The organism is Paenibacillus sp. VT-400, assembly GCF_001029205.1.
GTDB classification, from domain to species: domain Bacteria; phylum Bacillota; class Bacilli; order Paenibacillales; family Paenibacillaceae; genus Paenibacillus; species Paenibacillus amylolyticus.
In genome coordinates this window covers 226,252-248,288 of sequence record NZ_LELF01000062.1, presented here as the reverse complement: position 1 = coordinate 248,288, position 22,037 = coordinate 226,252, and the positions used below count along the sequence as shown (strand labels likewise).

The 22,037-nt window shown below is 49.6% G+C and carries 17 protein-coding genes; 3 read left to right on the top strand and 14 right to left on the bottom strand.

The annotated features are described in order from the left end of the window. The 6 genes from EL84_RS09555 to ytxJ form a co-directional block, all read right to left on the bottom strand. Nucleotides 1-2,340 (bottom strand): histidine kinase, encoded by a 2,340-nt coding sequence (locus EL84_RS09555; RefSeq protein ID WP_047841506.1) that lies wholly within the window; start codon nt 2,338-2,340, stop codon nt 1-3. Nucleotides 2,341-2,428: 88 nt separating this feature from the next. After that, nucleotides 2,429-2,989: a potassium-transporting ATPase subunit KdpC gene (gene kdpC, locus EL84_RS09550; protein WP_047841505.1), complete on the bottom strand. Its 561-nt coding sequence runs from the start codon at nt 2,987-2,989 to the stop codon at nt 2,429-2,431. A 61-nt stretch (nt 2,990-3,050) separates the two neighbouring features. Beyond that, nucleotides 3,051-5,051 (bottom strand): potassium-transporting ATPase subunit KdpB, encoded by a 2,001-nt coding sequence (gene kdpB / locus EL84_RS09545; RefSeq protein ID WP_047841549.1) that lies wholly within the window; start codon nt 5,049-5,051, stop codon nt 3,051-3,053. Nucleotides 5,052-5,259: 208 nt separating this feature from the next. Next, nucleotides 5,260-6,939, bottom strand: coding sequence for a potassium-transporting ATPase subunit KdpA (kdpA, locus tag EL84_RS09540; protein ID WP_047841504.1), 1,680 nt, complete (start codon nt 6,937-6,939; stop codon nt 5,260-5,262). A gap of 58 nt (nt 6,940-6,997) precedes the next feature. Then, a complete protein-coding gene (locus EL84_RS33080; protein ID WP_390924986.1) occupies nt 6,998-7,060 on the bottom strand; it encodes a potassium-transporting ATPase subunit F in 63 nt (20 codons plus the stop codon). Nucleotides 7,061-7,356: 296 nt separating this feature from the next. After that, entirely contained in the window at nt 7,357-7,896 is a 540-nt protein-coding gene (gene ytxJ / locus EL84_RS09535; protein ID WP_235431510.1) for a bacillithiol system redox-active protein YtxJ, read from the bottom strand. A 220-nt stretch (nt 7,897-8,116) separates the two neighbouring features. Here ytxJ and EL84_RS09530 point away from each other — a divergent pair, with 220 nt between their 5' ends. Continuing rightward, complete coding sequence (locus EL84_RS09530) at nt 8,117-8,974, top strand: hypothetical protein (RefSeq protein ID WP_047841547.1); 858 nt, start codon at nt 8,117-8,119, stop codon at nt 8,972-8,974. Between the two features lie 118 nt (nt 8,975-9,092). Here EL84_RS09530 and EL84_RS09525 read toward each other — a convergent pair whose 3' ends face one another. The 3 genes from EL84_RS09525 to EL84_RS09515 form a co-directional block, all read right to left on the bottom strand. Next, entirely contained in the window at nt 9,093-9,521 is a 429-nt protein-coding gene (locus EL84_RS09525; RefSeq protein ID WP_047841503.1) for a VOC family protein, read from the bottom strand. Nucleotides 9,522-9,687: 166 nt separating this feature from the next. Then, entirely contained in the window at nt 9,688-10,248 is a 561-nt protein-coding gene (locus EL84_RS30775; RefSeq protein ID WP_053061438.1) for a hypothetical protein, read from the bottom strand. A 79-nt stretch (nt 10,249-10,327) separates the two neighbouring features. After that, complete coding sequence (locus tag EL84_RS09515; protein ID WP_017691180.1) at nt 10,328-10,555, bottom strand: hypothetical protein; 228 nt, start codon at nt 10,553-10,555, stop codon at nt 10,328-10,330. A 177-nt stretch (nt 10,556-10,732) separates the two neighbouring features. Here EL84_RS09515 and EL84_RS09510 point away from each other — a divergent pair, with 177 nt between their 5' ends. Then, the gene (locus EL84_RS09510; protein ID WP_047841502.1) at nt 10,733-11,608 is read left to right on the top strand and encodes a type II CAAX prenyl endopeptidase Rce1 family protein; all 876 of its coding nucleotides are present in this window, start codon (nt 10,733-10,735) and stop codon (nt 11,606-11,608) included. A 16-nt stretch (nt 11,609-11,624) separates the two neighbouring features. Then, nucleotides 11,625-12,386: a MerR family transcriptional regulator gene (locus tag EL84_RS09505; RefSeq protein WP_047841501.1), complete on the top strand. Its 762-nt coding sequence runs from the start codon at nt 11,625-11,627 to the stop codon at nt 12,384-12,386. A gap of 58 nt (nt 12,387-12,444) precedes the next feature. On the opposite strand, the gene EL84_RS09500 is transcribed toward EL84_RS09505, so the two are convergent. From EL84_RS09500 to EL84_RS09480, 5 genes are read right to left on the bottom strand one after another with little or no spacing between them, the layout of a single operon-like run. After that, nucleotides 12,445-13,317: a sugar phosphate isomerase/epimerase family protein gene (locus tag EL84_RS09500; RefSeq protein WP_047841500.1), complete on the bottom strand. Its 873-nt coding sequence runs from the start codon at nt 13,315-13,317 to the stop codon at nt 12,445-12,447. Nucleotides 13,318-13,329: 12 nt separating this feature from the next. Next, the gene (locus EL84_RS09495) at nt 13,330-14,205 is read right to left on the bottom strand and encodes a sugar phosphate isomerase/epimerase family protein (RefSeq protein ID WP_047841499.1); all 876 of its coding nucleotides are present in this window, start codon (nt 14,203-14,205) and stop codon (nt 13,330-13,332) included. A 38-nt stretch (nt 14,206-14,243) separates the two neighbouring features. Continuing rightward, complete coding sequence (locus EL84_RS09490; protein ID WP_047841498.1) at nt 14,244-17,390, bottom strand: alpha-mannosidase; 3,147 nt, start codon at nt 17,388-17,390, stop codon at nt 14,244-14,246. Then, a complete protein-coding gene (locus tag EL84_RS09485; RefSeq protein ID WP_047841497.1) occupies nt 17,387-19,699 on the bottom strand; it encodes a glycoside hydrolase family 3 N-terminal domain-containing protein in 2,313 nt (770 codons plus the stop codon). Before EL84_RS09485 ends, EL84_RS09490 begins: the two co-directional genes overlap by 4 nt. 45 nt (nt 19,700-19,744) lie before the next feature. Continuing rightward, nucleotides 19,745-21,964, bottom strand: coding sequence for a helix-turn-helix domain-containing protein (locus EL84_RS09480; RefSeq protein WP_047841496.1), 2,220 nt, complete (start codon nt 21,962-21,964; stop codon nt 19,745-19,747). Nucleotides 21,965-22,037: the final 73 nt, after the last annotated feature.

Sequence of the window (22,037 nt, the reverse complement as noted above, 5' to 3'; positions counted from 1 at the left end):
TCACATCCCGCTCAGTTCATAATCATAATCTGCAACGATTAATACATCCAGATGCCGCGACAAGCGTACAAGTCGGTTGACCACCGACCCTGAGCCGCGATAGCCATTCAGCCACCACACCCGTCTTGCCTGCCCGACCACCAGCTGGGTTGCTCTTGCCTTCGATGCCTTTCTTGCCAAAATCTCAGGTACATCGCGCAGTCTTGGACTGTGATGAATATGAAATTGACCACCAAGCCGAATTGTCAGCTGCTCCAACGCTTCCAGATGGCACTTCACTTCGTCACTCATGGACTCACCGATGTGGATATGATGTACATTCCAGATGGCTTTTAGACGATAAGCCATGCGGAATCCGCGCCGGATCAGCCGCTCGGCATGACGATCACTGCTTACACATACAAAGACCGCTTCCTGTCTGCGCCAAGGTCCTCGAAGTGCAATTTTGGCCTGCTGTGTTTCAAGCCGTTCATCGACATCGTCCGCCAGTTCGCGCAGGGCAAGTTCTCGCAAGGCAATCAGATTACCGATTTTGAAGAAATTCGCAAGGGCTTGCTCGACCTTGGCAGTTGCATAGATTTTACCCTCCCTCATGCGCTGCCGCAAGGCCTGGGGCGCGACATCAATCAACTGCACCTCATCCGCCATCTGAATGATCCGATCGGGTACGGTCTCGCGGACACGAACACCGGTAATATGTTCAACGGCATCATTCAGACTTTCGAGATGCTGTACGTTCATTGTGGTAATCACCGAGATGCCTGCATTCAGCAGGAGCAGAACATCTTCATAACGCTTTTGCCGAACACTCCCGGGTACATTCGTATGTGCCAGTTCATCCACAAGCACCACTTCTGGGCAAAGATGCAGAATGGCTTCCGTGTCCATCTCTTCCAGACGAGTTTCCTGATAAACGCGCTTCGCGCGAGGGATCACAGACAGGTGGCCCATCTGCTCCACGGTTTCCGCCCGCCCATGTGTCTCCAGCAAGCCGATCTGCACATCGATGCCCTTGCGGAGCAAATCATTGCCTTCCCGCAGCATCATGTAGGTTTTGCCTACACCTGGTGCGGCTCCGATATATATTTTGAATGTGCCGCGCTGAATCTGGCCAATCTGTTCCTTCATTTCCTGCTCGCTTAGTCTGCGGTATGTCAGTGACTCCACATCGTTAACTTTAGCCGGAACCACACGTTCACCCTCCCGGGCCGCTCGATCAGCAACCAGAAACAGATCGACACCACGTAATCTGCGCAGCAGCGAGTTAACAACGGACCCTTGCCACAGTTCCTGCCAGCGTGTACGCCGGGAGTGTCCCATCACAATCCGGGTAATCTGGTGCTCCATGGCGTAACGCGCCAGCGTAGACGGGATGTTGCGACGGTGTAATACGGATAGTTCCTCCATATGGCCGCCAAACTTCTCCACCAACTTGATCATATTGCGCCGAAATACGGTTGCCTCCTTGGTTAATGGCTGCTTCATATTCCGAAAAACCACGGCGCACAGATCACCATTCAGCCGTTTGGCAATCTGTTGTCCACGCCGGATATAGATGGAGCCATTCCAATGATATTGCGTGGACACCAGAATCCGTTCCATGATGCCTGTTGTGACGGTAATTCCCATCTCCTCTCGATGCTCGCGCAGGGATTCATTCACCCCTTCCGCAACCAATCTCAGGGCCAGTTCGCGCAGAATACCCAGATTGCCTTGACGGAACACAGCTTCTTCCTCATGCCCCTTCAGATGACCTTCTGCCAGACGGCTCAGTATGGTTTCCGGCGTGACATCAATCAACTTCACTTCATCCGCAAGCTCCAATGTATCGGCAGGCACCGTATATTCTGCTGCGATCCCCGTAAGTTGCCGTGCCAGCTCTGTATAGCCTTCCAGCTCATACACATTCACCGTTGTCATGACACTGATGTTGTTTCGGAGCAAGAACTGAATGTCCTCCAGCCGTGTAGCATAGCGAGCACCTTCTCTGTTGCGATGTGCCAAACCATCCACTAGCACAACCTCCGGATTACGCGCCAATAGTGCATCCAGGTTCAGATCCTTCATCTCTACATCATCACTCTGGCGTAACCAGTGAATGCTTGGAATTCGTTCGAGTGCGCCAAGCTGTTCCACCGTTTCCGGTCTGCGCATTGTGGAGACAGCGCAGATGACCACATCAATGCCCTGCTCACGCAACGTATTCCCTTCTCGTAACATGTGATACGTTTTGCCCGATCCGCTGACTGGGCCGATGTAGATTTTGAGCGTACCCTGCTGCAGCTTCCTAATCATCCTCAACATCTCTTCCGGTGACTTGCGCTTGAAGCTGTCTTCCATCCGTCCCTCTCCCCCTTTCCTTTAAAAATAGGATGAAAAAAATGGAGAAAGCCCCTCCCGATATATCGTGAGCAGGCTAATATGTTCGTTAGTTCATTTCTGCTGTCAGCGCCAGATTCAGAGCCGTTACATTTACACGCGGTTCCCCGAATATACCCATCTGACGGCCTTGCGTATGCTCATTTACAAGTTGCACAAGCTGCTGTTCACTAAGCCCTGTAGCTTTGCTAATGCGTGGGATCTGCGCCTCAGCGGCTTCGGGAGAGAGATCCGGGTCAAGTCCAGAGCCTGAACCCGTCACGAGATCAGCAGGGATCTGCTTCAATCCCGGGTTTTCCTGCTGGAGCTGAGCAATCTTTTCTTTCATCTCGCCGATATACTCCTCCGAGGCTACGGCGCGATTCGAACCGGCTGAAGCCGTTGGATCATAATTGGCATTTGATGCCCGGGGCTGGAACAGCCCCGGCGATTGGATTTCCTGCGCCAGCAGGGACGAGCCGATGATTTTCTCATCTTGCGTAATCAAACTTCCATTCGCCTGCGCAGGAAAGAGAAGTTGAGCTACGCCAGTCGTTACAAGCGGGTAGATTAAGCCGCATATCAGCATAAGCACAACGGATAACCGTACGGCGGTCAAGAACATGTTCATACAGATCACTTCCTGATTTCATTAGGATAGAAGGACAATATTGATATGGGTTGTTATCTCGTTAAAAAAATCCCGACAGAACCATGTCAATCAGCTTAATGCCGATAAAAGGTACAATCACACCACCTACGCCATAGATGAACACATTGCGACCAAGCAGTCGTTCGGCTGACATCGCCCGATACTTAACCCCTTTCATCGCGATGGGAATAAGCAGCGGAATAATAATAGCGTTGAAGATGAGCGCCGACAGGATCGCGGACTGCGGCGAAGCCAGATTCATAATATTCAGCGCCTGAAGCTGCGGCATAGCGAGAATGAACATGGCTGGAATGATCGCAAAATACTTCGCGATATCATTGGATATCGAAAAGGTTGTCAGTGCGCCGCGTGTAATCAGCAACTGTTTGCCAATGGAGACGACCGACAATAGCTTGGTCGGGTCGGAATCCAAGTCAATCATGTTGGCCGCTTCTTTGGCCGCCATGGTGCCCGAATTCATCGCCAGGCCCACATCGGCCTGCGCCAGAGCAGGAGCATCATTCGTACCGTCGCCCGTCATGGCGACGAGCTTGCCCTCCTGCTGCTCTTTTTTGATCGCCGCAATCTTGTCCTCGGGCTTCGCTTCTGCAATAAAATCATCCACGCCCGCTTCCAGCGCTATGGTTGCTGCGGTCAGCGGATTATCGCCTGTACACATAATGGTCTTGATGCCCATGGCGCGCATCTCAGCGAACTTCTCCTTCAGCCCTGGCTTCACAGTGTCTTTCAGATAGATCACACCGTAGATTCGTTCATCGATGGCAACAGCAAGCGGCGTTCCTCCGGCCTTCGCAATACGATTTGCAATCTCATCCAGATCTCCCGGTATACGGCCTCCTTCGGAAGCAATATAACGTTTGATTGCATCCACCGCTCCTTTGCGGATCTTCATTCCGCTGATCAGATTCAGACCAGACATCCGGGTCTCTGCCGTGAACTCCACATTTTCCGTATTGGCATACTCCGTCTCAGACCAACTTTGGCCTTGTTTGCCTGCCAATTCCACAACAGAACGCCCTTCCGGGGTCTCATCTCGCACAGAAGCCTGTAAAGCAGCCCGCGTCATCTCTGATGAAGTAATGCCCTGAACTGGAATGAATTCAGACGCCATACGGTTTCCGTATGTGATCGTCCCCGTTTTGTCCAGAATCAACGTATCGATATCCCCGGCTGCTTCCACCGCTTTACCCGACATGGCGAGCACATTAAACTGCGTAACCCGATCCATTCCGGCAATACCAATGGCGGACAGCAATCCACCAATTGTGGTTGGGATCAGGCAGACAAGCAGTGCGATCAGTGTCGCCAGATCCAGTCGAATACCCAGATAATTCGCCATCGGAACCATCGTTAGAATGACGATCAGAAAGATCAGGGTTAAAACGGCGAGCAGGGTGGTCAGCGCGATTTCATTAGGCGTTTTCTGGCGCTGTGCACCCTCAACCAGAGAGATCATCCGGTCAAGGAATGACTCACCCGGATCGGTCTGAACACGCATGACGATGTAATCGGACACGACGCGGGTACCTCCGGTAACCGAGGAGAAATCACCTCCTGCTTCCTTGATGACTGGGGCGGATTCTCCTGTAATGGCCGATTCATCAATGGAGGCCAGGCCTTCCACAATCTCACCGTCCGTCGGGATCAGTTCACCAACTTCCACACGGACCATATCGCCTTTTTTCAACTGGGTCGAAGACACTTGCCGGATGGTTCCATCCTTCTGTACCAGATTGGCCATGGTGTCCGACTTCGTCTTGCGTAACGTATCCGCCTGCGCCTTGCCTCTACCTTCTGCAAGTGCCTCCGCGAAGTTAGCGAACAGCAGTGTGAACAGCAAAATGAAAAACACGGCAATGTTGTACCCGCGCCCAGCCTCGGATGCGGTGAAGAGATCTGGATTGATGCTTAATAAAAGCGTAATGAATGTACCAATCTCAACAATAAACATGACCGGATTTTTGATCATGACCACCGGATTTAGCTTTTTCACTGCATCCAGTGAAGCCTGAACTATCATATCCTTGCTTAACGAACGTTTTGATCCGGGATCACGTTGAATATTACCGCGGTTGTTATCCGGCTCATTGCCCTTCGTTCTAAACATTTCTGTATCCATGTGTTGCATCGTCTGTTCCTTCTTTCGTTCGACTGCATTCATCGTGCACTGCCACCTCCATACGTTACGTCCTTGTGCTGACCCATCTGTCGTTTCCCTGTCATATCTCTCATTGAATCATCGCCAGATGCTCTGCAATCGGTCCAAGGGCAAGTGATGGGAAGAACGTGAGCGCGCCGACAACAACGATCATCATAACCAGAATGCCAGCAAATAGAGGCGTGTGCGTACGTAGCGTACCTGTAGTTACCGGTACAACCCGTTTCGTAGCGAGCGAACCCGCAATAGCCAGCATGGCGATCATCGAAACGTACCTTCCCAGCAGCATAACGATACCAATTGTGATGTTATAAAAGTCTGTATTGGCATTCAGTCCGGCAAAGGCCGATCCATTATTGGCTGCACCCGAGGCAAAAGCATAGAGAACCTCGGTCAGGCCATGCATGCCCCCGTTTGAGATGGACGCAATGGCTTCGGGACGCATAAGCGCGATTGCCGTTGGCGCCAGAATAATCAAAGGATGAATGAGCAAGGCGATGGATGCGAGCTTCACTTCTTTGCCCTCGATTTTTTTGCCCAGGAACTCAGGTGTGCGTCCCACCATCAATCCACAGATAAACACAGCCAGAATCACATACAACAGCCCGTTGATCAGCCCTACCCCTTTACCACCAAACACGTTATTGAGCATCATTTGAGCCAGTGAGACCAGACCTCCAAGCGGGGTAAGCGACTCGTGCATATTGTTGACCGAACCTGTTGTAGCCGCCGTCGTGACCGCTGTAAATAAAGCCGATTCGGGTATGCCGAACCTGACCTCTTTCCCCTCCATATTGCCCTGAAGACCAGCTGCATCCAACGCGGGTACTCCGCGATATTCGGAGACAAATACGGTGGTCAACATCACAAGGAAAAGAAAACTCATCGCTGCGAATAATGCCCAACCCTGCTTCCGGTTATTGACCATCAAGCCGAAGGCGTATACCAGTGCAGTGGGTAACAGCATCATACAGACGATATGCACCAGATTGCTCAGGGCCGTCGGATTCTCGAATGGATGTGCAGCATTGGTTCCAAACCAGCCGCCACCATTCGTTCCGATGTGTTTGATCGACTCCAGTGAGGCGACCAGTCCACGTGTGATCGTCTGCTGCGCGCCTTCCAGCGTGGTTGCGTTCACCGCTCCCGCGAGTGTCTGAGGCACCCCCTGGAACACGAGGAACAGAGCCACGATGAAACTCAGCGGCAAAAAAATCCTCGTAATCGACCGTACAAGGTCGACGTAAAAGTTCCCCAGTTCATCCCGACGGCCTACCAGCCCGCGAATGAACGCAATAGCCACCGCGAATCCGGTCGCTGCCGACGTAAACATCGGAAACGTCACGGCCAGCATCTGTGACAGGTACGACAAGGCGTTCTCGCCCGTATACGACTGCCAGTTCGTGTTGGTCATGAACGAAACGGCCGTATTAAATGCCTGCGCCGCTGGCATATTGCCGATTCCATCCGGATTGAGCGGTAAATATTTTTGTAGTCGCAGCACCAGAAACATCAATACCAACATTACAAAGTTGGAGAGGAGAACAGCCGTTAGGTACTTTTTCCACCCCATGGATTCGTTCTCGCGTACTCCCATTACTCGATAGAGCAGTCGCTCCGGTCCACCAAAAATCCGATCCAACCCCGTTCGCTGTCCATCAAACACGTTCACTATATATTTTCCCACCGGTTTCACCAGTAGCAGGATGATCAGTAGCGTCACCGCTACTTGCACTACACCGATACCCATATCCGCATTTCCTCCCTATTCAACGTCCCTTGTTCCCGCATTACGCACATTGTCAGCATCAGAATTTCTCCGGCTTCACCAGCACATAACCGAGATAAATTACCAGTGAGAGTACAATCATGCCGATGACAATCATTCCGCTCCCCCTCTCTACCCTCAAGCCTTTTCGCAGAATTTCAAGAATCCCCAAAACACCGCAAACAGCAGCACAACCAATCCAATCATCGTGGCATCATTCACCATGCGCCCTTCCTCCCTCTCTCTACCGTTCTCTGCACCTGCTACATATAAAATCGTAATATGAAACGCTGTAAAAAAGGGGTAAAGAAATGCCGTCACAGGTGTAAAAAAAGCGTAAAAAAGACCCGCTCTCCTCAGATATGGGCTGAGAAGAACGGGTCTATGAAGGTGTATTATTCATCCAAATGGATTCTGTGCCCACTGCAATAATCTCTTCTTCGTGATTTTGCCATGAGAGGTATGATGGACGACTTTTCCCTGATCGAGCAGAAGTACCTGTGGTGACTCATGGTGAACCTCTGTCTCTTCCGCAATATGGCGGGACAACGAACGATTTTCAATCACTTTGACGATGCGGTAGTCCATAGGTTGTTTGGGATCTGATGCATGGGTGCCTACAAACGCCATAAACTCTCTGTACGCTCTCGCACTGGTTGGACAAGTCGTGCTGTGTTTCAGGATAAGCACCGGATGATCCTGCGAGCAATGCAGCGCGTCTTCCCAGTCATCTGGTTTGTGCAATTCCCGGACATGCTCGCTGAGCATATGTTCCGAGTCTGACCCTGCACGTTTGCTAACCACCGAACCGATCACAATGCCAAGCGCCAAGCCAAAAGCAATCCCGAGTCCAAGCTGCTTTGTAGCCGTACCAATGCTGACTCCCATAGCCGTTCCTATAGCAAGCCATACGGCTTGATGATTTACCTTCTTCTCCATGCATATCTTCCCTTCCTGAAATATATATATCAAAGGCATCTTCCCACCATATATTCTGATCAAATTATAGCATAGGCCTCTGTGAGCAGGCGTTGATAATCTTCATCTCCGAGTACAGATTTCAGCGTTTCGATTTATGCAAAATGCTCATTTGTGATACACTGGTTGTAATTTGGAAACGATGAACATGAAGAATGGATTGGAAGGGCGGAAATTCCATATGACATACGCATTTATGATTGAACCGCAGGATTTTATTGCGCTGGATAACGAAGATGAACTGATTGAGAAATGTCAGGAGTGGGGCCTGCTTTCCGGTAAAGCGACCAAACTCAAAACGTTCTATTATAAAGGAAACGGTCTGAACATGCCGTGTACCATCATTGGATATGTGGATCACATGGCAGCCGTTATTCAACTGGATAATGGACAAAAGCATTGTATTCACCCGTCTTATCTGAAGGAAATGCAAGCGTCCAGTTACAGCGCCAGAAGCATAAGTAATGTCGGGTCAGATCGCAGCACAGAACCCTCAACTTCGGATACAGTCGTACCAGTTACCCCTGCTGAACTTACGCAAACTCCAGATGCCTTGGTTAATCCGGATGAAATTCCGGTGGATCTGGATGATCCGGACGACACAGACACTGATGAATTCTCCTCGGGGATGAAGGGTGATCCGGATGGGCTAGTAGAAGAGTATGTTGGACCTCAGTCTGGGGCAGCAAGTGAAACCAAACCTAAAGCCAAAACAGCGAGCAAAGCCAAGACGGTTAAGATTGATCTGCCAGAAGGTAAAGTGAAGATGAGTGCCGTTGTCAAAGAGTTCACCACCGTACCGAATCACTTCTCGGACAATGACGATGAAGTCATCATCTATGAAGCAGTTACCATTACGGAGCCAGACGTCATTGATGTTGGGGAAGCCTGGTCAAGCCACAGTGCCACCGTTAAGAAACAGGAACTGGAAGTGGGCGATGTTATCACGTTTGAAGCGAAAATTATCAAGAAGAAGCTGACACGTAACCCGGTTCCCTATAAAATCAACAATCCTTCCAAGATTCAGAAGGAAGACTAATCAAGGAAGATTAATCACGAGTCATTACAAAAATTAGCACAAAAAACCTCCACAACTGCTCAAAGCAGATCGCGGAGGTTTTTGCCATTTGAAGTTTATATTAGTGAAGAGTACACTCTTAAGCTTGTCCCGGCGTAGCACTGATCTGAAACTGTACGCCAAACTTGTCGACAACCGAGCCGTAGGCTGGACTCCAGAACGTTTCTTGTATCGGCATTTTCACTTCGCCACCGTCTTGCAACTGGTTGAAAATCGCTTTGGCTTCATCCGCCGTATCCGTGTTCACCGTAACCGTAACATGATTACCTACAGTGTACGGCATGCCTGGAAATGTATCGGACAACATTAATACCGAGCTGCCAATCTGCAAAGAAGCATGCATAATACGGTCTTTCGCTTCTGGCGGGATGGGGTGATTCGGGTCAGATGGACCGTCGCCAAATGTTTGAAGCGCGAGCACTTCGGCTCCAAATGCCTTTTGATAAAAATCTACCGCTTCACGTCCATTACCGTCTGTAACCAGATACACATTCAAGCTGATCGACATGCGTTCTTCATCTCCTTGGGCTCTTGTAATTATACGATTCACGCCACTTGCGACATGAGTATATATGAACGGGTTGTCCTTTGACAAGCGTATATTTCTGCACTCATCACTGCGGACCTTTACACGATTAGGGTTACCAACATATTCTTAATCCATCCCTCTCCCACTACTTCTTGCGCCTGCGTATGTAGTAGAGAACCGTGATCAGAACACCCGGAACCAGTGCTGCAAAACTGGCATAGATCAGACACCATTTCAACAGGGTACATATCGGAGTGAGTTCAGCAAGCACAGACGTACGTTCAGGATAACGATACATGATCAGGGATGCACCTATATTTTCAAGCATGTCCATAACCCAACCTAAGATCGGAATCAGATTCACCCAACGCCAGCGACTCTTTACCGGAAGCACACGATAGAGTATCGATAACAGAACAACTAAGAGGGACAGATAGGCCAAAGGCCATATGAGATCAAATGTGAACCGTGCCTGAATATAGGCGCTTCGCCCTGCTTCTCCATACTGCTCAGCCATCTGATAAAGATCATCCGCCGTGTACAGAAACGATGAATCCGGGGACTGTCCACCACCTGTGGCTTCCTCCGACTTTGCCGCCTGCCAGGGCAGAATGAATGCAATAAAACAGGCAAAAACAACAATCGCAGCTGCAACCCATTTCCAATTCACCCGCTGATAGAACCAACCTGACACTTTATTCAGCACGTTCTGTCCCCTTTCCGATAAAAAAAAGACCACTCTCCCGAATCCTATCGGTAAAATGGTTGTGTTCAATCCTATGAAGTTATCGAGCTTGAACGATGTTATCTATTTCACTTTTCAATAAGAGGTATCGGTGAACACTTCTCATGATCGGGACCTTCGTTAGTTTGTTCTTGTCCACGTACAGTTTCATCTGGTCTTTGGTCAAACCAAGCAAACTTCCAGCTTCCGATACCGTCAACACTACCTCTGGGTTCGTAGCATTAAACGTCCTCTTTACTTTCTGATTCCAGTCCTCGAATACCTGCATAGATCAGTGACATCTCCTATCCATAGCCAGTTATTATCAGGCTGAATATATCCAGTATACCACACTTGTGCTGCTCGTAACTTAATCCTTGCGCAGAACCATATTCTGATAGGCATATTTCCTGCTTGACCCTGACGTTAACTCGAGGGTTTATACTGGCTTCAGGAGGGGATTAGCATGAGTATGTCACCTGAACATGTAACCAAGAAACGACGCAGCAGTGGAATAGCCATTATTGGAATGAGTTGGTTGACGATGACATTGGGTCTGTTTTTTGCTACACTCGCAGGGGAGTTTGTCAGCACTATTGTTGCTGGTGAATGGATGGTTCATCTCATCCAAGCTGTTGTCATTATTAGTATCGTCTTGCCCGTACTACTCGTCATTCGAAGGCACTTCCATATGAAGTCCGTTCTTCTTCCTCTGACAGGAAAAAGCATAATTCACTTGCTCTTTGGCGCATTGTTTGCCACTTCTCTGGCCTTCATCGGGTTAGCGATAGCTAGTATGAACAACTGGATTACGATTACGGAGTGGCACTTCTCAGCCGAGTTCTTGCTTGCTGTTGCACTTAATAGTTGTATTGCTTTCTTGTACGAAGCTTTGCCAGAGGAACTATCCATGCGAGGCATGGTCTATGATGGATTACGCTTCAGACTGCGACTTCCTGTGTTTTTCGCTTATGTAACTCAAATCATACTCTTTCTGCTGGTTCCGATGAGTGTCAGCCTATTGCAAGAGCTCGTCGGTATGGATGCCGGAAACCGGATAACCTTGGATTATATGATCCTGCTCTTGACCTATGGTATTACGTTACAGCTTCTGCGCAGTTTGACCGGATCTTTATGGGCCTCCATCGGATTTCATATCGCTTACCTGGAGGTAGCCAGATTCGTTGTTATGCCAGGTGATAGACCGGCATTGTTAAACTATACCGCGCAAGATAACGGGTTAGCCGAAATATTTATTTTGTATATGATGATAATCTTCGTCGGTGGGATCATTCTGGCGGTGCTCAATGCATGGCGCTGGTGGAGAATACATAAATCATGAGGGAGGGTTCTGCCTGTTGTATACCGTTGGACAACTATCCAAACATACCGGAGTATCCATCCGAACACTGCATTATTATGAAAAGCTGGGTTTACTGCGACCGGCCCGTAATGAGAACAATCAGTATCGATTATATGGTGAAAAGGATATTTTACGGCTTCAGCAGATTACCATTTTGAAGAAAATGCATTTTAAATTGAATGAGATTGGAGAATTCCTCGATCAGGATGCTGCTCGCTCTGAACCAGAGAGTACCCTTACTTTATGGAATAATACGTTGGAACAACAACTGGCCGTCGTTAAGGAACAGCAGGAGAGATTAAGCAAGGTCGAGCATCTTCTTTTTTCAACCATATATGCCATCAGAGCATCTGGTACAATCAGTCTGGATGAAATGTTAGGTTTCATCCGTGAACTGGATCAGCCTCCGGGCAAGTTCCGACAAGATGTTTTTACACCTGAAGAAATGGAATCGTTACCTCTGAATAATCAGAACAATTCAATATCCATGGAATGGGCTGATATTCTTAAAGATGTTCATACATGCAAGATGGAACCTCCGGATTCCGAAGCCTCACGGTTACTGGCCATCCGAATCTCTGATTATGCTGAAAGGGCTTTTCAAGGGAATGCAGAATTGGCAGAAAAATATTGGGATTATATCACCCCAGAGGATGATCAGTCAGCTCGTGTATATGGTATGACAACAGATACCATGCGTTACATCGAAATGATCCTGGACCGATGGACAATCCAGAATCCTGATGATCAACAATAAGAGCCACTTCGAAAAGTGGCCCTTGATCCAATCCCTTATTATGTTTCATCATGCTTCGTTACGCCTCTTCCCAGAAGCGACGCAGGTTGTCCATGGCGATTTTGGATGCGGATTTGCATTCCTCCATGCCTTCGAACTCCACCGTAATGTTGCCATCATAGCCGGAGTCTTTGATCAGCTTTACAATTTTGCGGATCGGAATGTCCCCTTGTCCAACGATCGCTCCTCGCAGGAAGTTACCGTAGGCTGTCGTAAACCATTCACCCTCACCCGGATGCTCATCATAAGGACGGAAGTAAAAATCTTTGAAGTGGACCAGAGAAGCGTACGGCAGATTTTTCATGACACCGATGATCGGGTTCTCATCCACGCACATGAAGTTGCCAATATCGAGTGTTGTTTTGAAGTTCGGACGATCTACAGCATGCAGAACACGCTGCACCCGGTCACTCGCCTGCACGCTGAAGCCGTGATTTTCAATGGTTGTGGTGATGCCAAACTGCGCGGCATAGTCCGCAATGATCTGGCTTCCCCGCACCATCAGAGGCAGATGTTCCTCGAACCAGGTGATGGTCATCTTCTCCTTTGGCAGGGTAAACGCCGTGACGTCATGACGCAGATGTTTTACACCCATCCGGTGTACGACATCCACATGCCTTTTGACCCGAGCCATCTCTTCTTCAAACGCCTCTTCCGTCTCCTGCACGAAATTCGCTGGCATGGAGTAGTTGGACAGTTCAATACCCGCAATCGCCGCCCGCTCCCGAATCGCATCCGCCAGATCGTGATTATCCTCCACGGTATAACCGTAAGGCACCATCTCCATATGCTCGCCGCCGTTCGCCGCAATCCAGTCGATCACATCCAGCACCGTCATCTCACCCGAATTCAAATCGTTCAACAAACTATACGTGCTCAGGCCCACTTTCATCTGCTCAGCTCCCTATCGATATTGTTGGATAAATTGAACCGCCTTGCGAATGTCCTGCTCCGGCTGATGACCAACCTCGCGTTCAATCGTCAGATAACCGGTGTAACCAATCTCCTGAAGCGCTGCAAAGTATCCGTCAAAATCAACGCCACCCTCGCCCAGCGGCACCTCACGGAAGAAAGTCCCGGAAGAGACCATCTCGGCAATTTTATCGTGATCCATAGGGGCATAACCAACCGCTCCGTATACGTCTCGTGGGTCAACTTCCTTCAGCCGCACACCATCCTTCACATGAGTATGTACGATGTAATCCTTGAGCAGATGAACGCCCCGCGCCGGATCATCTCCGGTCACCATCACCATATTCGCCGGATCAAAATTCACCGATACTCCGTTGGTCGATAACGTATCCAGGAAACCTTTCAAGTCAGCAGCCGTTTCCGGTCCTGTCTCAATGGCAAAGTATGCGCCAACACTTTTCGCGTATTGGCCCAGTTCCTCACAAGCAGCATGCAGTGTGGCATAAACTTCTGATGAAGGGTCATGTGGAACAATGCCGATATGTGTAGTGACAATGTTGGTGCCTAGATCGAGGGCCAGATCCACGATCCGCTTCGACTTCTCTACTTTCCACGGATTATCTTCCTTGACCTGAAAACCATGTCCACCCAGGTCGCCAACCAGTGCTGAAATTTCAAGACCCAGAGAATCGATGTAACTCTTCAACTCTTTACGCGCCGCAGGTGACAAATTTTCAGGGTCCATCTCTCCCTTGACGGCGTAGATCTGCACACCTTCTGCACCTACGTCTTTGGCTTTGTTCAACCCTTCCCGTACACCTACGCCAAAGCTATCCACGATGACACCGATCTTATTCGTTAATTTCATGTCATACCTCCTGTGATTGAGTGAGTAACTCTACGTTCTCATGTAAATGTAAGGTTCGACTCATTACTGATATCAACAAGCTTCACGGACTTAATTTCATACGGTTTGAATGTCAGTTCGATTGTGCCGTTTGGACAAGCCAACGGATGGATCTCATCCTCCAGCAGATTAATGATGGACGCCTTAATTTCCTTTTCAGCCCACTGAACTTGCACCGTTTCCCGACCTCCTGATGATTCATAGAAACGCATCACCGTTCCAGAGCCGTCTTCCGCGGGCTTGATTGCATCCAGAATGACATGCTCACTGTGGAACTGAACCCAAGCGTGTTCAGATGGCAAATGACCGGAAGACTGAATCGCTGCCACAACTTCCACCGGATGGTTAAGCTCCATCGCCCGGCGAACGACAGTGGCTTGTCGCCAATCCCCCTGATGGGGCAGGATCGAATACGTGAATTCATGATCGCCCTGATCGGCATGTTCATCCGGCCATTTCGGAGCACGAAGCAGAGACAGGCGGATCGTCCGATCCTTGATGTCATACCCGTACTTGCAATCATTCAGCAAACTCACACCGCTGTTGCCCTCCGAGATATCCGCCCAACGATGTCCACAGACCTCGAACTGCGCCTGCTCCCAACTGGTGTTGTTATGAGTTGGACGCTCCAACGCTCCAAACGGAATTTCATAAGCCGCTTTGGCTGCCACCAGGTCCACCGGAAATGCCACCTTGAGCAGTTTATGGCTCTCATTCCAGTTCACTTTTGTACGGAAATCAACACGCCGCTGGTAACGATGCAAAATGATATTCTGACTGATCTCCGATTGATTCAACTTCCAGACAAAGCGTAGTACATCTCGCGTAGCCCCGCGCTGTACAATCTCTCTGGAGATCAACTGCACCGCACCAGCTCGCTGGGATTCAAATCGTGGATCGATATCCCATGCATCCCAGTACGTCGGTTTGTCGTGGAAAAACTGCCACTCATTCGCCCGATCACCAGGCTTCAGCCAGTCACGTCCTACCGTTTTGTCATACCATCGAGTGATCTCTCCCAAGTCATTAAACTCAAGCGTGTAAAATTCGGTTTCCCACGTGGAAGGGAAGGATTTTTCTTCCCTTACTGGAAGAATAACATCCGATGCTTCGCGCAGCCATATGGTTGTATACCCAAAAGCAGGAATCGATGGAACATACACGAGCAGCGTGTACTTGTCTTCCTTTTGCTCCAGATCAACAGCCAGACGGTTTCCTTGACGATCAAATGCAGCAAGCCCTGCGAGATGGGCATCGCCTGTAATGGTGATATTTTCTCCCCGTTCCCAGCCGAGGCTGTTGAATATAATGTAGGGGAGACCATCAACTTCATCTGTTGCAATGTTCTCCGCAAGAGTATCCAGCGTTTCCCGCAGTGCGGATGTACCCAGTGCAAATACTTTCGTGTACTCCTCGGTGGACGTTACGTAAACTTCTGGAATCGACGTTCCCGGAATAATGTCATGGAATTGGTTGAGCATAATCAACTTCCAGCCTTCATCCAGATCATTCTTCGTGTGTGTGGCGTAAGCCCCGGCAAATTGCCCCCAGATCTCCGCTTCCCGATATAATACCTCTGCCTTACGGTTGCTACGTTTGTTCCTCGCATGAGTTGTGTACGTTCCGCGATGCAGTTCCAGATACAAGTCCCCGTGCCACTTTGGCAACGTCGGGTTGTTTAACGATATATCTTCAAAAAAAGCACCAGCCGTGCTGAATTTGCTGATCGGCTGTCCGACCATCAAATGGGATCGCTCCGCAAACTCCACCATCTCATTCGTCACACCGCCACCACCATCGCCATGTCCGTAAAGCAACATTTGCTCAGGGTGCACATCCTTTTGTTTAAATGATTGCCAATGTTCATCCACATCTTTGGGACGCGTATGCTCATTCACTCCATGGTTCAGATACGCAAGCACCGAAGTACCATCAATGCCTACCCAGTCGAAGAGGTCATACGGAAACGCATTGGTATCATTCCAATTCAGCTTGGTGGTCATAAAATAAGGAATATCCGCAAGCTTCAGCATCTGCGGCAAGGAAGCACAGTAACCAAAGGTATCCGGCAGCCACTCGATGTTGGAGCGTTTGCCAAACTCCGCCTGATAGAAGTTCTGTCCATACAGAATCTGCCGAACTAACGACTCGCCACTCGGAATATTCAGATCCGGCTCGACCCACATGCCTCCGACCAGCTCCCAGCGGCCTTCAGCAATACGGGCTTTAACTCGCTCGTACAACTCCGGGTAATGATCCTTCACGAAGGCATACAACTGCGGTTGGCTCTGGGAATACACAAAATCCGGGTACGTATCCATCAAGGTGCACATGGTCGAGAACGTGCGACTGGACTTGCGAACCGTCTCACGTACAGGCCACAGCCAGGCAATATCAATGTGGGATTGTCCAACCAGGTGCATGAAGCCACTTCGATATTCCTCCGGGTCTTCCTGCTGTACCGACTGTGCTAATGCATATTCGAAGTTCTGTATCCAGGCTGCATCACTCCAGCGTTCCGGGTCATTGTACATGTTATCCATCACCTGATAAATAGCCTGAACAAGTGCCATCCGCTTGGGCTCCTTCTCGTTATATGCCCGGAGCGACTCGGCGAGTACCGTAACGCTGTACATCAGGCTCTGCAGTGGCTGATTAACATGCACCAATGCTGCCCGAATGCCCTGAATAGGCGGCTGAATGACAGCTTGTCGGTTGAGTGGATCATGCGGCTCAGGAATCGGATCGTAGAGTTCAATCTCTAACTGCGGCGTATCCCCTACCCGACTTCTCGGTAAGGGTACGAACCCGTGGTTCCGGTCCAGTCCATGATAAGGCATGCCATTCACCTTCAGCAGCCCTTCTCCTCCGGCCTCGAAGATCAGCCCAACAGCCTGATCCTGCCATTCCGCCGGAATCTCCACACGTTTGCTCAGAAAATACGTCGTTCCATGTACGCTGTTCAGCGGATTCAATCTTTGCATAGCCTTGTCTGCCTGCTCATCTTCATTTACTTCTGCCTGTTCGTACTCGTATTCCCCTGGCCGAATGTATCTGGCCCTCTGCATCTCCCACGCTGGAAGCTCGATCGTATCCAGCCATTGTCGGTGCTTCATATCTTCGATGAATCGCTGAATTCGAATCATACCTCCACCCCCACCTTCTGAATGTGCAGACTGCAGGCGGTCCAATCCATAGAATTGCGGCCAACCATGAGCCTGAATTCACCCGGTTCTACGACAGACTGGAGACGGGAGTCGATCAGTGCGAGATGTTCTTTTTGCACAGGGAATGTAACGGTCTGGGTCTGTCCTGGCTTCAGATGAATTTTACGAAAACCCTTAAGTGACATTTCAGCCCGCGTAACCGAAGCCGACACATCCGTGATGTACAACTGCACAACCTCGCTTCCCGCAACCGCTCCGGTATTCGTGACTTCAACCATCACCTGAGCTTCATCGTCCGGGCCGATGATTTCTGGCATTACTCTTACATTCTCGTATTTGAATTCGGTGTAGCTCAGTCCATATCCAAACGGATACTGCGGCGCCAGATCCATCTCCAGATACCGCTTGCCACGAGTGCGTTTGGCATGATAGTAGACCGGAAGTTGCCCAACATGCTTGGGAATGGAAACCGTAAGACGGCCAGATGGATTCACATCGCCAAACAGAATATCCGCAATCGCGTTACCACCTTCCTGTCCGGGGTACCACGCTTCCACAATGGCATGGACATGCTCATCAATCCAAGGTTCAGCAATGGGGCGGCCGTTAATATACACAACGATAACGGGTTTCCCCAGCTTATGTACCTCCTGCACCAGCTCCAATTGAACACCCATGAGATTCAGGGAAGCCCGGTCAATGCCCTCACCGCACTCCATATCGTTCCATGGATCATCGGTTACCACAGACGCACCTGTCCGCAAGTCGATCGTACCTTCACCAAAATCGCGGGCGCTGGAACCACCCATCACCATCACGATGACATCGGCCTGTTCCGCACAGGCGAGCGCTTGTGCAAAGCCCTCCCTGGAATCACCTTTAATCCGGCAGCCGGGTGCGTACAGCACCTGACCCGAATCCACACCAAGCTTGCGCGCAATGCCATCCAGTACCGTGACGATCTGTTCTCTCGGCTGTGGCGAGGTATAGTCTCCAAGCTGGTTATAGATATGGTTCGCGTTCGGACCAATGACAGCTAGCTTTGGACCTGTTTTGGCAAGCGGAAGAGTATTTCCCTCATTTTTCAGTAAAACAATCCCCTCTTGTGCAACTTCCCTCGCCAGCTGTGTATGGTCTTCACATCCGATGACCTGTTCTGCAAAGTCAGGATCTACGAAAGGTTGTTCAAACAGACCAAGTCTGAATTTCATCTCCAGCACTCGCCACACAGCCAAGTCCAGATCCTTCTCTTCGATCATTCCCTGCTCAAGCGCCTGACCAAGATGTTTGCCGTACATGTACCCGGACATTTCCATGTCTACACCTGCCTGAAGGGACTGTGCCACGGCCTGTTCCCCGTTCTCGACGGTGTTATGTCCATGGACCAGCATCTGAATGGCACCGAAATCAGTAATCACAAACCCATCAAAACCCCACTGCTCGCGCAGAAGGTCATTCAGCAGATACGTACTGGACGTGCACGGTACACCATCAATCTCGTTATAAGCGGTCATCACGGAACATGCCCCGGCTTCCACTGCTTTTTTGAACGGCAACAGATCTATTTCATGCAATTCACGTAAGCCCATATGCACAGGTGCTGCATTGCGCCCACCCTCTGAACTGCCATAAGCCGCAAAATGCTTGAGTGTCGCCACAATCGTCTGGTTGGAATCAAGGCGGTCACCCTGTAGTCCCTTCATGGCTTCTACTGCAAATTCACCGATTAGGTATGGATCTTCGGCAAAACATTCCTCCGTCCGTCCCCATCTCGGGTCACGTACGACATCAAGCACCGGGGAATACGTTGCCGTTCCCCCCTGGCTCCGGGTCTCCACAGCGATGGCTTCACACATCTTGCGGTACAGCTCCATATTCCACGTACTTCCCACCGTTAACGGTACCGGAAAAACTGTTGCCCCGATCGCCATATGCCCGTGGGAACACTCTTCCCCGAACAAAATGGGAATGCCCAGCCGGGAATGCTCCATGGCATACTGCTGAATGACATTTGTGGCAACGGCTCCCTGCCGTGGGGTAAGCCCCGTTTCCAGCGTCACTTCGGTCCATGGATCGGCCCGAAGCACACCGTACAGAGAACCGACACCCCCCTGCTCCATGTCCGCTTTGAACTCTTCCGTCACCTGTACTGTACCATCAGCTGCTTTATCATACGTCTTCCATCCCATCGGTTGAATGAGTTGTCCAATCTTCTCTGCCGTTGTCATCCGTCCTAGCAGATCCTGAACCCGTTCCTGAATGGGAAGCGAAGCATCTTTATAGTCCATATGCACATTCTCCTTATGCGTTCGGAATTAGTTAGGCGCATGCACTCACATGGCTTTGCGATAGTCACTTGGTGCCACACCCACCACGTTCTTGAAGGCCCGGTTGAAGGAATTATAGTTCGTGTAACCCACTTCCTCACTGATATCCTGAATAGCCTTATCCGTCTCCTGCATGAGCAGCTTGGCTTTTTCAATGCGATGACTAATGAGCAGATCCACAAACTTCTCCCCAATCTCATCCTTGAAAAGCTTACTCAGATACTTCGGATTAATATCGAATAGATCACTAAGGTAGTTCAGTGACAGATCAGGATTGTTGTAATGCTCTTCGATGTATTTGCGAATCTCCAAAATATTCGATCTGTGTTTTCGGGAACAATGCAGCGTCTGCATCTGCAACGCCAGTTCTCTGAACCCTTCCCAGCACAGCTCACGCAGATCGTCTAACGTCTCCCAGCCCTCCAGCCTTGGAAGAAGTGGGGTGAATATAGCGGCCCATGACTCCTGATACTCTCGTGGAAGTTCGGCGAATTCCCGATTGTAATGTTGAAATAACAATTGGATCGTATTCATAATCTCCTGACGGGACAGAACGGACTCACTGATTTGTTCAAAGAGTCTTTCAAAGTGCCTTTCCCACACATCGTCCGATAAACGCATCGCCTGTACCAGCAGTGAGATGGTCTTCAGGAACTCATACACATCATTGGTCGAATTCGGCACATCGCTACACGGAATGATGCGATTTATGCCCAGTACAGCCTTGTACTCCAAAGCGTGCACAGCTTCTTTCAATGAAGCTCTCAACCCTCGAATATCAACAGCAACCCGACCAACACCAATGGTCACGGTGAAGTTCAGATACTGATCGATTCTTTCCAGATAACCAGCAAGCAATCGATGCTCGGTCTCCTCAGCCTGTTCCATTGCCGGAATCCAGAGGATGGCGTACAGACGCTGATCGGAGATCCATTCAGACCATACTTCCGTTCCTTCATGACGCGCACTCTCCTGCAGGATACTGGATAACACAAATTTCAGGAGGGATTGGTCCTGATCATGATACTCCGTCACAAATGCATCATACCGATCCATTTCAACTACCATGACGGCCCAACGGTGCTCCAGCTCAGGCAGTTTGAACTTCTTCATTTCCGCTGTCAGCTCCGTGCTCGTAAAGTCTCGTGTGCCCTCCAGCAACTCCTGAAAGAACATTTTTTTCTGCAAAATCAGATTCTCTTCATGCTCCTCCTGATATTGTCTCGTCTGATCAATCATGCGTTCCAGCGTTGTATGGATGAATCGGAACTCATTCTCCTTGCCATAGTTTAGCCCCGATTGCTTCTGCGAAGAGACGGTCTGAATTAACGTGACAATCTGCTGAATCGGCTTGTAATTTCTACGGGTCACGTAGATCACCCACACCACCCCGATCAACACAACCACTACAGCAAAGGCAAACCAGATATTATAAAATTGCAGAGTCCATTTGACGATTTTTCCATTATTGAGACCTGTCTGCACCTTCCAACCGCTATAACTCGATGTAAATTCGGAGAAAACTTCTCCAGTCGTGGTTTTAGTAGAAGCTGCAACCCCTTCTGGCATGCTGCTATCCCACAGATTGCCGCCCGAACGGTTGAAGATGTTCACAAACGTAAATTCCGGATCATACATCTGCATAATGGATTTTCTCAGGGTAGTCAGGTCCACGTTTGTCACCACAAGTCCTTTGCCGTTCCCCACACTTCGCACAATAGTAATCACCTGCTCCGTCGCTTGTGAAGGAAAAGCTCGGAACGCTCGTGCCCCTGCCCACTTCTGTTCATCCCTTGACCGGCTATCTGCAATAAAGTCTGCATCCGGGAACTCTTCAATCGGAACAGCCTTCCCGTTACTGAAGACCGTGCCATCCCCGTATCGAACGAGATAAATTGAATCAATCAGCGGATACTCTATTTTCAATTCATCAACCACCTGGACCGCCTGAATGCCGGCATACACATCATCGCTGCCAGATACCGAGAAATAATTCTTCAAGTTAGGGTTGGTCAAAATCTCACGCAGTACCTTGAAGTCGATGGAACGCAGGGAGTTGTCCAGATATTGCGTGACCTGAGAGGCCAGAAATTCATTGGCCTTGAGCGCTTCTCTACGGTTCTGTTCATTGAATACTTGAAAGAAAATAAAGAATAAAATGGTCGTCACAATAAAGAAAACAGGCAGATACGATAACAGCAAACGTCTAAACCAATTGTTGTTCATCTCCGAGATCCCCCCACCGTTACTGTTCATGCTGAATGACGACAAACATCTGTGCTGATCGCTAATTTTCCAT

Excerpts from the sequence above, each read along its gene's own strand:
- EL84_RS09555 (WP_047841506.1), bottom strand. The coding sequence starts at position 2,340 with ATGGAAGACAGCTTCAAGCGCAAGTCACCGGAAGAGATGTTGAGGATG.
- kdpC (WP_047841505.1), bottom strand. The coding sequence starts at position 2,989 with ATGAACATGTTCTTGACCGCCGTACGGTTATCCGTTGTGCTTATGCTG.
- kdpB (WP_047841549.1), bottom strand. The coding sequence starts at position 5,051 with ATGATAGTTCAGGCTTCACTGGATGCAGTGAAAAAGCTAAATCCGGTG.
- kdpA (WP_047841504.1), bottom strand. The coding sequence starts at position 6,939 with ATGGGTATCGGTGTAGTGCAAGTAGCGGTGACGCTACTGATCATCCTG.
- ytxJ (WP_235431510.1), bottom strand. The coding sequence starts at position 7,896 with ATGGAGAAGAAGGTAAATCATCAAGCCGTATGGCTTGCTATAGGAACG.
- EL84_RS09530 (WP_047841547.1), top strand. The coding sequence starts at position 8,117 with ATGACATACGCATTTATGATTGAACCGCAGGATTTTATTGCGCTGGAT.
- EL84_RS09525 (WP_047841503.1), bottom strand. The coding sequence starts at position 9,521 with ATGTCGATCAGCTTGAATGTGTATCTGGTTACAGACGGTAATGGACGT.
- EL84_RS09515 (WP_017691180.1), bottom strand. The coding sequence starts at position 10,555 with ATGCAGGTATTCGAGGACTGGAATCAGAAAGTAAAGAGGACGTTTAAT.
- EL84_RS09510 (WP_047841502.1), top strand. The coding sequence starts at position 10,733 with ATGAGTATGTCACCTGAACATGTAACCAAGAAACGACGCAGCAGTGGA.
- EL84_RS09500 (WP_047841500.1), bottom strand. The coding sequence starts at position 13,317 with ATGAAAGTGGGCCTGAGCACGTATAGTTTGTTGAACGATTTGAATTCG.
- EL84_RS09495 (WP_047841499.1), bottom strand. The coding sequence starts at position 14,205 with ATGAAATTAACGAATAAGATCGGTGTCATCGTGGATAGCTTTGGCGTA.
- EL84_RS09490 (WP_047841498.1), bottom strand. The coding sequence starts at position 17,390 with ATGATTCGAATTCAGCGATTCATCGAAGATATGAAGCACCGACAATGG.
- EL84_RS09485 (WP_047841497.1), bottom strand. The coding sequence starts at position 19,699 with ATGGACTATAAAGATGCTTCGCTTCCCATTCAGGAACGGGTTCAGGAT.
- EL84_RS09480 (WP_047841496.1), bottom strand. The coding sequence starts at position 21,964 with ATGAACAACAATTGGTTTAGACGTTTGCTGTTATCGTATCTGCCTGTT.